Genomic DNA, 15073 nt, shown 5'->3' with positions numbered 1-15073 from the left:
ATGCCAGCGATCCAGTCTGGAAAGGACTTTTGTTCTGCACTCGTAACTTGCCCGAAAATCGAAAATGATATCCCTTAAGGGTGGTCCCCGTCCTAGAGATTGGCAATTTATGTGTAATCCTTGCGTGCGAATTTTAACCAGCCTTTGACGATTGGCAACGATCGCTCCGGTTGTCAGCCCTCCGTGAATCAGAATTCAAGTGGTTGTCGTTGAAACGGATTGTGTTTGCAGCGTTATCCGCTTAGTGATTTCCTCAGCCCAATTGGGAGCGGAATACGCCGTGCGGGCGTGATGGAATGGTAGACATATCAGACTTAAAATCTGAAGGGCTTATGCCCGTGTGGGTTCGAGTCCCACCGCCCGCACCAAGTATTTCACAGCCGATGTTGTTTGGCGTGCAACCCGTTCCACAGTCGTTGCTTTTGGTAGAATCGCTACGCGGTGTCAGCTGCCCGTGACGGCGTGCCTGTTCACTGCTTACACAACCTCTACGCAACAAAGCCATACAAGGCTTCTGTTCTCAGGCTCAAGTTAGGCGCGCACTGGGGGGCTAGATAAAAAGGAAGCCTACAAGCAGCCCGGTTGCGACCCATATCAAAGTGGTAGAAGTTGTCAGAACATAGTTGAACATCGAAAGACCCTGATCGGGTAGCAAGATAATGTCGCAGTTAAAGCGACACTCGCCACTATAGATCAAGTCAGGTGAACGTGAAGGAAATGGCCTGTTTATGTTCTGTTAAACCTGACCACCCGCACCACGTCGCCTTTAGACCGGAAAGCCTAACCTTGTGATCAACTGCCAGATATCGCGGTTGGCGTCCGAGAGTTTTTTCACTACGCTTTCAATCTCGGTCAGCGCTGCGGCGTCAACGGTGTCTTCGCGTCCCAGCTTGATGTCGGTTTTCCGGTCTGAAATCCGCATAAGAATCGTCTTGGGATTTCCACTGTCAGGGTCGAAGGAATAGATGCAGTGATTGTACTTGTTGCGAATGCCCGAAAGTTTCGACAAGCGCTGGGTGTGCTCCAGAATCGCATCCCTCAGATCGGGGGGGCGACCGTCCATCTTTGCCAGCCGTTCCACCAGATCAATGCGTGCACGGGTGGTGTTGAGGGTCAGAAAAATGATGACCGCGACATCCTTGTTGGTTCCGCTCAGCCCGGCGATCAGGTGGATCAGCAGGCTTTCTGTATTGGTCCACATATAGTTCAGCTTGCCGACCAAAAGGATAAGACGGTCAAAGCGGGTTTCGAAATCCTCAGTCGCTGGCAAGTTCATGGGCTTCGTCCGGGGCGACTTCGAAAAAGAACTGTGCGGCGGCGGTTCTGTTGCTGACGCCGATCTTTCCGGCGACATTGTGCATGTGCAACTTCACCGTGTGTTCGGTTATACCAAGATTGGCCGCGATGATCTTGTTACTGTGCCCTTTTGATACCTGTTGCAGGACCTGCTTTTCCCTCCGGGTCAGTTTGGAATAAAGCGGGTGCGGCTCAGGCGCGGCAGGCGTAGAGCCTGCGTGCTGCTTGGGTGGGCTTTGCAAGTTGGAGACGCTGTCTGCAAGAAAGCCGGGCAGGTATAGTTCCTCATGCAGCAACAATCGAAGGATCGCGCGCCAGACATCGGGACCGACATTCATTGGCAGAAAACCGATATCTCCATGGCGAGTCCGGTCCCATTGCTCAAACAGAAAGCGGGCGGATTCCTCTTTTCGATAGGCGTAGGCCAAGCTGCCGCTGCCCACGCAATCGCGATAATGTCTGGGACGGGCCAGAAGATCTTCCAGAATCATCTGATCGACGATCACGATCCTACCGGGGCCGGTGGTAGGGTCGCCATATGTCGGCAGGGCTGAGATTGAATCGTAGCGGTGTGTGGTGACACCAAACTCTGTTTCAACACCCGTTAGGGTCTGGTCCGAGTAGAAAAGCTCTTTACCAATAAAATTTACCGAGAATTCGTCAAAACCAAATTGGTTTTGCGCAGCATTTTCCCGAAACGGAATGCTCATCATTCCCCCCTTGTCAAAACCTGCACCGCTAAGCGGCGAAATAGCAAACTGGCACTTCGAATAATATTAACCGAACATTAACGCACTTTCGGTGCAGGCTATAGGGAAAAGTGCAAATTTCCTGGTTGCACGGTCGTTAACGCGCAAACAGTTCTAGAACTTAAGTTTAGGATCAGGGGCGTTTCACCCGCTTAAGTAGAGGCAATTTAACGAGTTTTCTCGATATGCGATTAGCTAAAAATTCAGCAGCCGAAAAAGTCGCGCATTGTTCGTGATTTGGAAATAATCAATCCGAATCAGGTGATTACCCGTTCTAGTGCTTCCGGCTAGCTATTCAGGCCAGTTTCCTCCTGCAACCATGGAACGGCTCCAATTAACGGGGCGAAAGATCCGAACGTGTCTGCGAATCGCGCATTTCCGCGAACGTCTTGGCAGATGCAGGACCGGCTAAGCCGGGGAAAGGAGGGTGGAGGACAATCTCACTGTGAAATACGCATCCGCGCGGGTTTTGCGCGAGTGCGCTGTTTGTTTCAACCGCGCCCGTAACCGTTTTTGAAAGAGTGACGGTCAGTGCGCTTAATAAGTGGAAATTGATATGTCAAAACGTCAACAACCCCATAACAGCATTACCGATATTGACGAGGTGAACGTGGATACGATCATCGCGCCAATCGACGCAGATATCCATGTGGATGACGCCTATGTTGATGCTGACCTGACGTCGCAAGAGACGGATGTCGACAATGATGTCGACAACGAACAGGGCCAGGGTCAGGACCAGGCGCAAGCTCAGGCGACGTCTGTTGAAAATGGTCAGGGTCAAGACCAAGCCCAAGGCCAGGATCAGGGCCAGGGCCAAGATCAAGGTCAGGGTCAGTCGCAAAGCAATGGCGACAATGACAACTCGAACAGCAACTCGGTCACGATCGACTTCGGTGACGGAGAAGGCTTGCCGAAAGACAATGACACTGTCGATATTGACGCGTCAGGTTCGGCTGAGCTGGGCGATGTCATCACCGTTGCAGGCGATATGGACTATGACCCGGGCGACGACCTGAATCTGGACATCGACCTGAGCGGTGAAGGCAATGACATGTCTTCGATCAGCAGCCAGGTCGCAAACTTGTCCGACAATGACCATCTGGGCTCGGCCGCCGTTCGCAACGAAGGCGAATTTGACCAGAGCGGCAATGCTCATGGTGGCACCGCGACGGCTCATGAAGGCATCGGCTCTTCAACCGATGGTGGCAACTCTGGCAGCGGTGGCAGCACCGATGGCGGCGCGGCAAGTGCCCAAACCCATGGCGCTGACGCGCTGGCCTTTGGTGGTCTGACCGGCAACGCGGATGGTACAGGCGTTGGTGGTGACGGCGGCTCGACCGGTTCAGCATCCAACATCGGCCTGGGTGTCGGTGTGTCGGGTGCCGAGTCCAACGGCAGCAGCAGTGGCGGCGAAGGCGGAGACGCCGGTAGTATCTCTGGAGCAAGCAACACAGGTTCATCCGACACCGACGCAGACGGCACCAGCGGTGAAGGCGGAGACGCAAGCTCGTTTGGGCTGGGTCTGGGTCTGGGCCTGTCGAATGCCGACAATGATGGCCAGTCTTCCGGTGGCAACAATGCTTCGGTCGCAGAGGCGCTTGGCGCGGGTCTTGGCGCGAACGACTCGTCCGCGCAAGGCGCAGCCGGTGGCGACGGTGATGCGGATGCGGATGGTCAGGCCGGCAATGGCAGCAGCAGCGACACCGACGCCAACGATGCGGCGGCCGGAAATGTCGGTCTGGGTCTGGCTGGCAGCTTGGCAGGCAGCGACGCTGATGCCGATGGTGGCGAAGGCGCAGGCGCCGAAGGCTCTGGGGCCCAGGGCAACGGCGCAGAAGGCATGGGCGGTACCGGTGATGCTGGCAACGGCACGGGTGGTGCAGGCACGGGTGCTGAAGGCACTGGTGGCACTTCCGGTCAGGTCGATGCAGCGCTTGCAGCTCTGAACCAGCAAAACGGTCTGTCCGGGCTGAACGCAGGTCAGGCCGGTGCCGGCAACGGCGGTGGCGACACCAATGGCGGCAATCCGGGAACTGGCGGTGACGGAACCGGCGCGTTTGGATCTGGCGGCGACGGAACCGGAGGCTTTGGCTCGGGTGGCGACGGCACCGGCGGCTTCGGCTCGGGTGGCGATGGCACCGGCGGTAGCGCGACAGGCGGTACAGCCGGAGCAAACGCCGGCGCGCAGGGTGTCGGCGATCAGGCGACAACCGGTCCGAACATCACCCAGTCTCCGGGTGACGTGAACGGGTCGGCCAGCAACTCGCAGAACACCAGTGGCGATGGCGGAGCAGGTGGCACAAACGACACCGACGGCTCGGCCAGCGGCACCGGAACCGGCACCTCGACCGCCGATGGTTTCGGCGGCGGTGGCGGCGCGATCCAGCAAGGCGCGACGTCGGATGGTTCGGGCACCGGTTCGGCCGATGCGATGAACACGGCCGGAGACGGTGGTCTGGTGGATGTGTTTGCGCAGGCAGACACAGATGGCTCGGCGGACAGTCTTGCCGAATCCATTGCCGGATACGGTGGTGACGCGTCTTCGGACAATGATGCCACCTCTGATGCATCCGGTTCGACGGACGGGTCGGCGACCTCAGGCTTTGGCGGCGGCGGCGGCGCCGGGGCCGGTATGGGCGGCACCAGCGGTGAAGCAATCGGTTGGGCGACTACCGGCCACACAGCTGGTGGGATAGTCACTGGTGGCGATGCTTCGGGTGCGAACTCAGGCGCAGGTGGCACCGGTGGCAACGCGGGTGTCTGGGGCTCGAACAATGCTGGTGACGGCATCGTATCGGGTGAATCCTATGCTTCGTCTGCCGCAGTTGTGGACACCACGGCCTTCAACCAGTCGATCGTCATGGGTGCCAACGTGCTTGGCAACTCGGTCGATACGACCATGGTTGGTGGATCGATGACTTCGTCCTACTCCAGCGACGATACCGACGTATAAGCCGGTGTCCCAGCCGAAGATCGGCTAAACCCCCACGATCTCCGGCAAAAACATGCTGAGGCCGCATGGTGCGGCCTCAGCCCAACTTAACCCAAAACGGAAATTTCTGGCCGGGATGGGGAAAGGAACAGTGTTATGTCGCTCGACAGTATCAGTGAAACGATTGCTCATTTTATTGGAACATTTGAACTTACCAGCGAACAGGCCCGATGGCGGGATCAGTATGACGAATTTGTCGCATTCAGGCGCAAGGCGGAACTGGAAGAGCTTGAAGATGCGACCGTCATCAAGGTCAAGGCGGGGTTGAAGCTGGATCCGGGGAAATATGATGCCCTGCCATTCAGAACGGATGCGCCACAGGCTGATATAGCCCCTGCACCCGTGCAGGCGATGTCCGTGGCGGCCCCGGTTCCGGGTTTCGGTCTGGTGCCGAATGCCGATGATTTCATTTCCGACGTGCAGCTTCCGGCGATCTCATTTCAGACCGTAGTTCTGCAACCGCAATTGATCCCCGAGCTGATCGGGTCGGCCGTGACCTATACCGTTCAAACTCTGCGTCTAAGCGACAATGACACCCTTGGACAGGCCGAGTTCCGCGATGTCGAAACCTTGATGGCGCAGGGCGACGCCTTGGCGGCGGTTGCGGAGTCGCTGCACGCGGTATCGGCCCCGTCTCTGAATATCGCCGATTATCAGTCGGTTGAACACATTCAAGCCCTCGTCGAAGAGGTACAGCAGACCATCGAGGTCGAAGGCGCGACGGTGCATCAGTTCCAGGGCGAAGACGCGATGGGTACCATCGTGAACGGCGAACATGTCGATGAGGCCCCTGACTGGAGCGAGCTTCTGCCGCAGCATCATCAACCCGATGAGGACCAGACAGAGGATCTGCCCGAAGAACTTCTTCCCGCCGAGTGGGACCAGTCCGAAGACTCGGAATTTGGCGAAGGGCATACCGTATCCACCGGTGGCAATCTGGCCGTCAACGAAGTTGCCGTCACAGTGGCCTGGGTCGACGCGCCAGTGATCGCGGTGGGCGGGCAATCGGTCAACGTGACCGTCGTCAGTCAGGTTGCGGTAGTGTCGGACATTGACACCGGCGATGCCGGTGCGCAAAGCGACACGATGGTGGTTCAAACCTCGACCATCACCGTTGAAGGCAACGAGGCCCATTGGCTGGATGACAACGTCGCGGCCGAGGGGCAGGATCCTCTGGTCGCTGTGACCTGGATTGCGGGCGATCTGGTGGTCACGAATTTCATCCAGCAAGAAATCGACGCCACCGATATCGACCACATCGAAACCGAGATCACCGCATCGTCCAGCCTTTACGTGATGGGTGACAATGTTCTGATCAACGTAACCGAGATTCTGCAACTTGGCAGCTCTTACGACGTGATCCTGATCGGCGGGGACATGATTTCGGTGGATATCGGTCACCAGACAATCGTGTTCCTCGATGATGACGAGATCAACGGTGGCATTCCGGATGAGGATGATGACAATCTTGTTGTCAATCAGGTGGCGCTGACCACGATGGGTGAGGACACGCATGAGGAGTTGGACGCCAGCTTGGCGGGTGTTCTGCCGCTTGAGGAAATGGACACCGAAGCGCTGGAAGACGCCTTGCTGAACAACCCGGACTTTGCGGGGATGGAACAGATCCGGGTCCTCAAAATCGACGGCGATCTGGTGCAGGTTAACGCGATTGAACAGATCACGATCCTGCAAGATCAGGACGACATCAACCTTAACGGGGAAGCCGGTGCAGTGGCTTCTGCGTTGGGGGCTGGAAATGCGGTTCTGAATACCGCGGGTGTGGTAAAAGCCGGCGTCGATTCCGTGGTCATGACCGGTGAGGGCGAATATTCCGACCTCGTGCTGCATCAGGCCAGTCTGATCGACACGCCGGACGATGATCTGGATGTTGAGATCGGAAATGATGCCATCGCTGCCCTTATTGACACGGTGGATGGACCCGGAAACTCGGAAAACGCGCCGGGCCACAACAAGATGACCCCGTCCGAGATGGCCGAAAGCTTCGATGATGGTCTGCAAACCATGCTGGCCTGATTTCCCTGTTGGATACGAGTGTTTCGAAAGTTTGAGTATGTCGATTTTGTTCTCGTCGCGCCGATCCCTGTTCGCCAGCCCACTGGACGGACGCGGTGGTGGTGGCCCGACCAAGGCCCCTGCAGATGACCCCGTGACCAAACCCGCCAAAATGGCGAGCTTGCGGTTAAGCCAGGATCTGCGTGTGCATAATCCGGTGACGTTTCCACCCAAGGCCCCAAAAGTCTCTGAACCGCAACCTTCACCAAAGGGCACGCAAAGTGCTCAAGAAACGACATTCCTCCGTCACGCCGAGAAATCCCTTCGGCGTGACGTTCCGCAGCCCGTCAACGACAAACTCCAGAAGGGCCGCGAAGCTGGGGTGGCCGATGCCAAAGGCCCCGATCCGGAAACCGCCAGGGAGAAGACCGACCGGACGCCCCCCCCGGATCGCTCAAAAGGCGGTGGACAATTGGGAACCACGATCGAGGCCAAGGCGAACCAACCTCTGCCGCTCCGGAAAGAGGGCGGTGGGGATGGCAAAGGGCCACCCCAGACCTTTCACAAACGCACTCCGCCCGAGGACTTTCAGCAGACGCTGCGAATTTCGATGCGGGCAATCTTGCGCAATCTGGCTTTTGTGCTGGTGCTGACTTGCGCAACCAACATCCTGATCCTGGCCATCCCGATCTACCTGTTTCAGATCAGCGACCGCGTATTGACCAGCCGGTCTCTGGACACGTTGATCATGCTGACCGCGATTGTGGCCGGGGCGGTGATCTTTCAATCAGCCTTTGATGCGGTGCGCCGATTCATGCTGATGCGCACAGCGGTCGAGGTAAACGCCCGGTTGGGTGCGCCCATCCTCAGCGCGGCGGCCCATGCCTCGCTGCATGGGACCGGACGGGAATATCAGACGCTGGGCGATTTGCAGCAGGTCCGTGGATTTCTGGTGTCGGGCACGTTGATCTCATTTCTGGACGTGCCGTTCGCGCCCTTGTTCATCCTGATGATATTCCTTGTGCACCCGCAACTTGGCACAATCGTGATCGTGACTGCGCTGCTACTGATGATCATCGCTCTGATCAACCAGCGCATGACCGCCAAGCCCTTTGCCGAGGCGAACCGGGCTCAGTCCATGGCCAACCAGCATCTGGATTCGATGGCGCGCAACAGTCAGATCATCAACGCTTTGGCGATGATCCCCGAGGCGGTGCGCATTTGGGGCCGCGACACCGCGCAGTCGCTGACATGGCAGGTGCGGGCGCAGGATCGGAACGTCATCTTTGCTGCGATTTCGCGCGCGGTGCGCTTACTTACACAAATCGCAATTCTGGGCTGGGGCGCGTATCTTGCCCTGCAAGGTGAGATCACCGGCGGCATGGTCATTGCAGCCTCGATCATCGCCGGGCGCGCCTTTGCCCCGATTGAAGGATCCATCGAAGGGTGGAACACCTTCCTGCTGACCCGCGCTGCCTTTGGTCGGATCAAGACCCTTTTGACCAAGTCCGAGTTGCAATACGAAAAGCTGCGCCTGCCGCGCCCCGAAGGCCGGTTGGATGTCGAACGGCTTCTTTACGTGCCCGGCGGGACCAAACGCGTGGTGCTGAACGGGATCGGGTTTTCGCTCAATCCCGGTGAGACACTGGCCATTATCGGCAATTCCGGGGCGGGCAAGACGACGCTGGGCAAGACACTGGTGGGCTCGATCCTGCCAACGTCGGGCAGCGTGCGACTGGACCTGATGGATATCCGCAACTGGGACCCGCGCCAATTCGGTGAGAGTATAGGTTATTTGCCGCAGGACGTGCAGCTGTTTCCCGGCAGCATCAAGGACAATATCGGCCGCATGCGTGAGGACGCGACGGATGAGCAAATCCACGACGCCGCCGTGCTGGCCGATGTGCACAACATGATCGCCACGCTGCCTCAAGGGTATGAGACTGTTGTCGCCGCCGATGGCTCTCCGCTGTCCGGCGGTCAAAAGCAGCGCATCGCGCTAGCGCGCGCGTTCTTTGGTAACCCACGTATGGTGGTTCTGGACGAGCCGAACTCGAACCTGGACGTGGCCGGGGATCAGGCTTTGGCACGGGCGATTGCGCAGGCCAAGGCGAACAAGATCACGGTGGTGGTGATCACGCAAAAGCCGACTTTGCTGAATGCGGTCGACAAGATCATGCTGTTGACCGACGGGCGGGTCGCCCTGTTCGGTCAGCGCGAACAGGTGCTGCAACAGCTGAACGGGCCGCGTAAACAGCCCGGTATCGAAGGCCAGAAGGGGAATGCGACATGAATGATCTGGTGCCCGTCAACAATGATCCCAAAGACCCCGAGGTGTGGTATGCCGAGGTTCCACGCTCGATCAGCAAATTCGTTGTCGTCGGAATGGTGCTGCTGGTTGTCTGTTTCGGCGGGTTCGGCGTGTGGTCCTTTCGCGCGCCCTTGGCTGCCGCCGTGATTGCGCAGGGCAGCTTTGTCGCCACTGGACGCAACAAGATCGTGCAGCATCTGGAAGGCGGCATCATCGAAGATATCAAGGTCATCGAAGGTCAATCGGTGCAGGCCGGGGAGGTCCTGATGACATTGGACCAGACCTCTGCCGAGGCCAATGAGCGTGAGCTGTTCATCCGTAAAATCCGCCTTCAGGCGATGAGCCAGCGCCTGTTGGCCGAGTATGAAGAACGCGAGCGGCTGGAATTTTCGCCCGATCTGATCAAGGCCACCGATGACGTCGAGGTGATGACGATCCTAGACGGCCAGAAGATCAGCTTTGACGTCTCGCGCAAGACCCTGCTGAACGATATAGCTCTGCTTCAGCGCAATATGGAAGCGCTGCGCATCCGCTCCAGCGGGTTTGAGGCGCAGTTGGACAGTATGCGGGTGCGCTCGGCCATTTTGCAGGAAGAGTATGAGACCAAAGAGGCGCTGTTTGAAAAGGGTTTGGTCCGCAAAGGCGAGCTAAACACGATCCGCCGCGTGCAGGCCGAGGCCGATGGTCAGCAGGCGCGGTTGGCGGCTGAGACCGCCGAGGTCAACCAGATGATGCTGAAATACGAAGAACAGATCACCCGAACGCGGTCGGCCTACCGCGAGGCGGCATTGGACGAGCTGGGCGTGATCGAGGCCGATCTGGAAAGTGTCCGCGAAAAAGCCCGTCAGGCCCGCAGTGTTCTGGACCGCGCCGTTGTGCGCGCACCGGTTACGGGCACAGTCGTGCGGCTGCATTATCACACGCCGGGCGGGGTGATCGAAACAGGTGAACCCATCGCCGAAATCCTGCCCGCCGACGCCCCCCTGATCATCGAGGCTCAAATCCCGCGAACCGAGATCGACAGCGTCGTGACGGGACAGGACGCCACCGTGCGATTGGTCGCCCTGAACCAGCGCACGACTCCGGTGCTGAGCGGCGAGGTCTTTTATGTCTCGGCCGATGCCCTGCTCGAGGACTCGGCGGGTGCCCCGCAAGAGGTCTATTTGGCCCGAATCTCGCTGCCGCCGGAGGAGATTGACCGCGTGCGCGGCTTTATCCCCACGCCGGGGATGCCAGCCGAGATCATGATTCAGACCGAGGAACGCACTTTCGCGGCCTATATCGCCAAGCCGGTGACAGACAGCATGTCGCGTGCCTTCCGCGAACATTGATCGCCCGTGTAGGGCGATCCCACTACACCTTCCATTTTTCGCATGTTACCCTGTCGGCAGCACCAACAGGAGAGATACAGATGCCCTTGACCCTGAAAGAGATGATGGAAGCCGCCAATGCCAGCGTGGAGCGGATCGACATGGCCCGCGCCGCCGAGATTCTGGGGCAGGGCGGTTTACTGCTGGATGTCCGCGACGGGGCCGAGTTGCAGAAGACGGGCCGTGCCAGCGGTGCGCATCATATCTCTCGCGGGTCGCTTGAATTCAGCGCAGATGAGGCGCTGAAGTCCCATGACCCTGAGTTGCGTAAGGATCGCCCCATTGTTTTGTATTGCGCTGCCGGGGGACGTGCTGCCCTAGCGGGCAAATTACTCAAGGATATGGGCTATGCTCAGGTCTACAATTTGGGTGGCTTTTCCGATTGGGTGAACGCAGGCGGTGAAGTGTCAGAAGAATAGAAAAATTTTTCACCTGACACATGTCAAGGTCTGCGGGAGTGTACCGCGTTACAGTTGTGGTCAGTTACATAACAAAGGGCAACTGACCATGTTACGTCTTGCGACAACTCTTTATGCCATGATTTCCACTGCACTGGCCGGAACGGCTGTGATCGCGGTTCTGGTTGCGGGCACGAATTCCGTGGCCACCATCGTATTGGCAGCGGCATTGGGATTTGCGTTGGCGGCACCGGTCTCGTGGCGGGTAGCCCGAAACCTGTATAACGACGCAGCCTGATCAGGCGTTCAGGAACGCCCGGACCGATGCCTCGAACTCGCGCGGTTTTTCAGCGTGTAGCCAATGGCCTGCGCCGGGGATCTTGGCAAAGCGCGCGGTCGGGAACAGGGCCCGGATCGCAGGGCGGTGTTCGGGCAGGACATAATCCGACGCGCCCCCCGACAGAAACAGGGTCGGTTTGGTGCATGTGCCGGTGATGTCAGGAAAGCTCATGATCTTGGGCATCTCGGCGGCCAAAACGTCCAGGTTCAGCAGCCAGCGTTGGCCCTTGATGTCCAGCGACTGGGTGAAAAAGCTTTGCAGGGCTTTCTCAACCCCCTGATCGGCCAGCTGCTGTTCGGCGTCCGAGCGGCGCGTGACCTGCGTTAGATCAACTGCGCGCATCGCCTCGATGAACTTGATCTGGCTGTGGGTATAGGTCACGGGTGCGATGTCGGCGACCACTAGCTTGTGCAGTTTCTCACCATGCAGCAAGGCCAGTGCCATGGCCGCCTTGCCGCCCATCGAATGCCCCACCACATCGGCCTGTCCGCCGAAATGGTCAATCACCTCGGCCAGATCATCCGCCATGCTTGGGTAATCATGCTGCTGGGTCCACGCGCTGTTGGAATGGTTGCGCATATCGACGGCAACGACTTGCCGCTCATCCGATAATCTGCGCGCAATTACGCCCCAGTTGCGGCCAGAGCCATAGAGCCCATGGGCAATCAGCAACGGGGGGTTTGAAGTTGGCTCACCATGAACAATCGTATTCAGCATGACCGAGTGATACCCGTCACCGGTCCAAACAACCAGCCCCATTGTCGTGCTGGCGCCACCCGGATATGGTGCCGCGTCAGGAGGCCCCAATATGGCGCAAAACCCCGATATTCAAACTCAAATCGCGCAGACCGTGCAGCTGTTGCGCGACAAGCTGGGTGTGCGGGATAAGACGCTGACGGCCTCGGTCAGAAAGGCCAAACGTCAATTGCCCCGACGCATCTATAAGCAGGCGCTGCTTTTGGCGAATGCCGAACAGATGGCGGCCCATCCCAAGCTGAGGCTGGTGCTGGATACGCCCAAACTGGCTCGCGCGTCAGAAGAGGTGCAGGATCATCTGACCGGCATCAATTTGGCCGACCGCAGGTTGGGCTGGTTTCTGGGGATGTTGGGTGGGTTGGCTTTCAACCTGCTGGCGTTGTTGGTTCTGCTGCTGGTGTTTTTGCGCTGGCAGGGCTTCATATGAAAAACGGCGCCGCTTGGGGCGCCGTTCAGCCTGTTGATATCCTGAAAAATTACAGGTTCGGGTAGATCGGGAAGCGGGCGCACAGCTCGGCCACTTCGGCTTTGACCTTGGCTTCGACCTCGGCATTTCCGTCTTCGCCATTGGCGGCCAGACCGTCGACCACTTCGATGATCCAGTCCGCGATCTGGCGGAACTCGACCTCGCCAAAGCCGCGGGTGGTCCCGGCGGGGCTGCCCAGACGGATACCGCTAGTGATGGTCGGTTTTTCCGGATCAAACGGCACACCGTTCTTGTTGCAGGTGATGTGCGCACGACCCAAGGCCTTTTCGGTCGCGTTGCCCTTGACGCCTTTAGGGCGCAGGTCAACCAGAACCACATGGGTGTCGGTGCCGTGCGTAACTGTGTCCAGACCGCCTTTGATCAACTGATCAGACAGCGCCTGTGCGTTGTTGATGACCTGCTGGATGTAGGTCTTGAACTCGGGGCGCAGCGCCTCACCAAAGGCAACGGCTTTACCAGCGATGACATGCATCAGCGGACCGCCCTGAATGCCGGGGAAGATGGCCGAGTTCACTTTCTTGGCGATCGCCTCGTCGTTGGTCAGGATCATGCCGCCGCGTGGGCCGCGCAGGGTCTTGTGGGTAGTGGTGGTCGCGACATGTGCGTGCGGGAAGGGGCTTGGGTGCTCGCCTGCGGCAACCAGACCGGCAAAGTGTGCCATGTCGACGTGCAGATAGGCGCCGACCATATCGGCAATCTCGCGCATGCGGGCAAAGTCGATCCGGCGCGGAATGGCGGAACCACCGGCGATGATCAGCTTGGGCTGATGCTCTTTCGCCAGCGCTTCGACCTGATCGTAGTCCAGCATGTTGTCCTGCTGGCGTACGCCGTATTGAACAGCCTTGAACCACTTGCCCGACTGGTTGGGGGCCGCGCCGTGGGTCAGGTGGCCACCTGCATCCAGGCTCATGCCCAGAATGGTGTCGCCGGGTTGGATCAGTGCTTGGAACACGCCTTGGTTGGCCTGCGAGCCCGAGTTGGGCTGCACGTTGGCGAATTCACAATTGAAGAGCTGCTTGGCGCGGTCGATGGCCAGGTTCTCGGCTATGTCGACGAACTGGCACCCGCCATAGTAGCGGCGACCGGGGTAGCCCTCGGCGTATTTGTTGGTCATCACCGAACCCTGAGCTTCCATCACGGCGGCAGAGACGATGTTCTCGGATGCGATCAGCTCGATCTCGTCGCGCTGACGGCCCAGCTCGGATGTGATCGAGCCGAACAGCTCGGGGTCACGATCCGCGAGAGACTGGGTGAAAAAACCTGTGTCACGAAGGTTGGCGTTCATTGGGGGCTCCGCATGGCTGGAATTATCTTGCGGATTTCCTATCGGAAACGGCAGATATGCAAAAGCTGTAAAGCGACGATTTGGCCCGCTGCGGCGTCAAGACTGGCCTATCGGGGAAAGGTATGGTTGTTTCGGAACCAAATGTTCAGCACCGGAAACTGCAACCGATGATTCAGAGAATCGCTTTCCTCGCCAGCGACGCCAAGGTGGCCCAGACCGCCCGTGATGCGCTGGTTCGGCGCTATGGCAATGCGGCCCCGCGCGACGCGGATGTGGTCGTCGCTTTGGGCGGTGACGGTTTCATGCTGCACACGCTGCATAACATGCAGCATCTGGATACGCCTGTTTACGGTATGAATCGGGGCACGATCGGCTTTCTGATGAACGAGTTTCACGAGGCAGATCTGATGGAACGCCTCGCCGATGCAGAAGAAGAAGTCATCAATCCGCTGGCCATGCGCGCCATGGATCAATCCGGCAAGATGCATGAGGCTTTGGCGATCAACGAGGTGTCGCTGCTGCGGGCCGGTCCGCAGGCCGCCCGGCTGAGGATTAGCGTGGATGGGCGTGTTCGCATGGATGAACTGGTGTGCGACGGGGCGCTTTTGTCTACGCCAGCGGGGTCGACGGCTTATAACTACTCGGCACATGGGCCAATCCTGCCGATAGGATCGGATGTGCTGGCATTGACCGCCATTGCCGCCTTTCGCCCCCGACGTTGGCGCGGGGCCTTGCTGCCCAAGATCGCAAAAGTGCGGTTCGATGTTCTGGACGCTGACAAACGCCCGGTGATGGCAGATGCCGATTCGATCTCATTCCCGGATATCGACTGGGTTGAGATTCGGTCTGAGCCTTCAATTCAGCATCGCATCCTGTTCGATCCCGGCCACGGGCTGGAAGAGCGGCTGATTTCTGAGCAATTCACGTAGTTTCCACAGTCGACCACGGTTTTTTCGCGCTTATGTGAACCAGTTCACAGGAGTTTGATTAACCTCGGGTTAATGTGAACTTGCCCGGAGACACATCCAAGGCGGGAGTGAGTGGCCGCCGACGGTGTTTTCGAAATGACCGCG

12 protein-coding genes and 1 tRNA gene are annotated in these 15073 nt (G+C 58.5%); 9 read left to right on the top strand and 4 right to left on the bottom strand.

Translation table 11 applies throughout. The features are described 5' to 3' along the window. The first annotated feature begins 282 nt into the window (after positions 1 to 282). Positions 283 to 368 (top strand) — tRNA-Leu (locus tag ACR0CA_RS03240). A 398-nt stretch (positions 369 to 766) separates the two neighbouring features. Here ACR0CA_RS03240 and ACR0CA_RS03235 read toward each other — a convergent pair. Together ACR0CA_RS03235 and ACR0CA_RS03230 are read right to left on the bottom strand one after the other, a co-directional pair. Continuing rightward, the gene (locus tag ACR0CA_RS03235; RefSeq protein WP_170782774.1) at positions 767 to 1276 is read right to left on the bottom strand and encodes a hypothetical protein; all 510 of its coding nucleotides are present in this window, start codon (positions 1274 to 1276) and stop codon (positions 767 to 769) included. Further along, the gene (locus ACR0CA_RS03230; protein ID WP_237217234.1) at positions 1257 to 2006 is read right to left on the bottom strand and encodes a helix-turn-helix transcriptional regulator; all 750 of its coding nucleotides are present in this window, start codon (positions 2004 to 2006) and stop codon (positions 1257 to 1259) included. Before ACR0CA_RS03230 ends, ACR0CA_RS03235 begins: the two co-directional genes overlap by 20 nt. Positions 2007 to 2601: 595 nt before the next feature. Here ACR0CA_RS03230 and ACR0CA_RS03225 point away from each other — a divergent pair. The 6 genes from ACR0CA_RS03225 to ACR0CA_RS03200 all read left to right on the top strand — a co-directional run bounded on the left by ACR0CA_RS03225 (position 2602) and on the right by ACR0CA_RS03200 (position 11430). Continuing rightward, positions 2602 to 5001 (top strand): CDK5RAP3 family protein, encoded by a 2400-nt coding sequence (locus ACR0CA_RS03225; RefSeq protein WP_170770099.1) that lies wholly within the window; start codon positions 2602 to 2604, stop codon positions 4999 to 5001. Positions 5002 to 5136: 135 nt separating this feature from the next. After that, on the top strand, positions 5137 to 7074 hold the full coding sequence (locus tag ACR0CA_RS03220; protein WP_480897432.1) for a type I secretion protein: 1938 nt from the start codon (positions 5137 to 5139) through the stop codon (positions 7072 to 7074). Between the two features lie 37 nt (positions 7075 to 7111). After that, positions 7112 to 9346 carry a type I secretion system permease/ATPase gene (locus tag ACR0CA_RS03215; RefSeq protein WP_480897431.1) on the top strand — a complete coding sequence of 745 codons (2235 nt, stop codon included), beginning with the start codon at positions 7112 to 7114 and terminating at the stop codon, positions 9344 to 9346. Further along, positions 9343 to 10695 carry an HlyD family type I secretion periplasmic adaptor subunit gene (locus ACR0CA_RS03210; protein ID WP_170782772.1) on the top strand — a complete coding sequence of 451 codons (1353 nt, stop codon included), beginning with the start codon at positions 9343 to 9345 and terminating at the stop codon, positions 10693 to 10695. Before ACR0CA_RS03215 ends, ACR0CA_RS03210 begins: the two co-directional genes overlap by 4 nt. An 80-nt stretch (positions 10696 to 10775) precedes the next feature. Continuing rightward, positions 10776 to 11153, top strand: a complete 378-nt coding sequence (locus ACR0CA_RS03205) for a rhodanese-like domain-containing protein (RefSeq protein WP_480897430.1) — start codon at positions 10776 to 10778, stop codon at positions 11151 to 11153. 88 nt (positions 11154 to 11241) lie between these two features. Further along, a complete protein-coding gene (locus ACR0CA_RS03200) occupies positions 11242 to 11430 on the top strand; it encodes a hypothetical protein (protein ID WP_480857735.1) in 189 nt (62 codons plus the stop codon). On the opposite strand, the gene ACR0CA_RS03195 is transcribed toward ACR0CA_RS03200, so the two are convergent. Next, the gene (locus ACR0CA_RS03195) at positions 11431 to 12231 is read right to left on the bottom strand and encodes an alpha/beta fold hydrolase (protein WP_480897429.1); all 801 of its coding nucleotides are present in this window, start codon (positions 12229 to 12231) and stop codon (positions 11431 to 11433) included. Between the two features lie 49 nt (positions 12232 to 12280). On the opposite strand from ACR0CA_RS03195, the gene ACR0CA_RS03190 reads away from it, so the two are divergent. Next, complete coding sequence (locus ACR0CA_RS03190; protein ID WP_170770121.1) at positions 12281 to 12655, top strand: hypothetical protein; 375 nt, start codon at positions 12281 to 12283, stop codon at positions 12653 to 12655. Positions 12656 to 12704: 49 nt separating this feature from the next. On the opposite strand, the gene glyA is transcribed toward ACR0CA_RS03190, so the two are convergent. Beyond that, positions 12705 to 14000, bottom strand: coding sequence for a serine hydroxymethyltransferase (gene glyA, locus ACR0CA_RS03185; protein WP_480502698.1), 1296 nt, complete (start codon positions 13998 to 14000; stop codon positions 12705 to 12707). Between the two features lie 167 nt (positions 14001 to 14167). On the opposite strand from glyA, the gene ACR0CA_RS03180 reads away from it, so the two are divergent. Then, positions 14168 to 14929 (top strand): NAD kinase, encoded by a 762-nt coding sequence (locus ACR0CA_RS03180; protein ID WP_237215598.1) that lies wholly within the window; start codon positions 14168 to 14170, stop codon positions 14927 to 14929. Positions 14930 to 15073 lie beyond the last annotated feature (144 nt).

It is taken from the genome of Ruegeria sp. F12, from assembly GCF_056533885.1.
This window is presented reverse-complemented; position numbering and strand designations above follow the sequence as displayed.

Excerpts from the sequence above, each read along its gene's own strand:
- ACR0CA_RS03210 (WP_170782772.1), top strand. The coding sequence starts at position 9,343 with ATGAATGATCTGGTGCCCGTCAACAATGATCCCAAAGACCCCGAGGTG.
- ACR0CA_RS03225 (WP_170770099.1), top strand. The coding sequence starts at position 2,602 with ATGTCAAAACGTCAACAACCCCATAACAGCATTACCGATATTGACGAG.
- ACR0CA_RS03205 (WP_480897430.1), top strand. The coding sequence starts at position 10,776 with ATGCCCTTGACCCTGAAAGAGATGATGGAAGCCGCCAATGCCAGCGTG.
- ACR0CA_RS03190 (WP_170770121.1), top strand. The coding sequence starts at position 12,281 with ATGGCGCAAAACCCCGATATTCAAACTCAAATCGCGCAGACCGTGCAG.
- ACR0CA_RS03180 (WP_237215598.1), top strand. The coding sequence starts at position 14,168 with ATGATTCAGAGAATCGCTTTCCTCGCCAGCGACGCCAAGGTGGCCCAG.
- ACR0CA_RS03215 (WP_480897431.1), top strand. The coding sequence starts at position 7,112 with ATGTCGATTTTGTTCTCGTCGCGCCGATCCCTGTTCGCCAGCCCACTG.
- glyA (WP_480502698.1), bottom strand. The coding sequence starts at position 14,000 with ATGAACGCCAACCTTCGTGACACAGGTTTTTTCACCCAGTCTCTCGCG.
- ACR0CA_RS03235 (WP_170782774.1), bottom strand. The coding sequence starts at position 1,276 with ATGAACTTGCCAGCGACTGAGGATTTCGAAACCCGCTTTGACCGTCTT.
- ACR0CA_RS03200 (WP_480857735.1), top strand. The coding sequence starts at position 11,242 with ATGTTACGTCTTGCGACAACTCTTTATGCCATGATTTCCACTGCACTG.
- ACR0CA_RS03195 (WP_480897429.1), bottom strand. The coding sequence starts at position 12,231 with ATGGGGCTGGTTGTTTGGACCGGTGACGGGTATCACTCGGTCATGCTG.
- ACR0CA_RS03230 (WP_237217234.1), bottom strand. The coding sequence starts at position 2,006 with ATGAGCATTCCGTTTCGGGAAAATGCTGCGCAAAACCAATTTGGTTTT.
- ACR0CA_RS03220 (WP_480897432.1), top strand. The coding sequence starts at position 5,137 with ATGTCGCTCGACAGTATCAGTGAAACGATTGCTCATTTTATTGGAACA.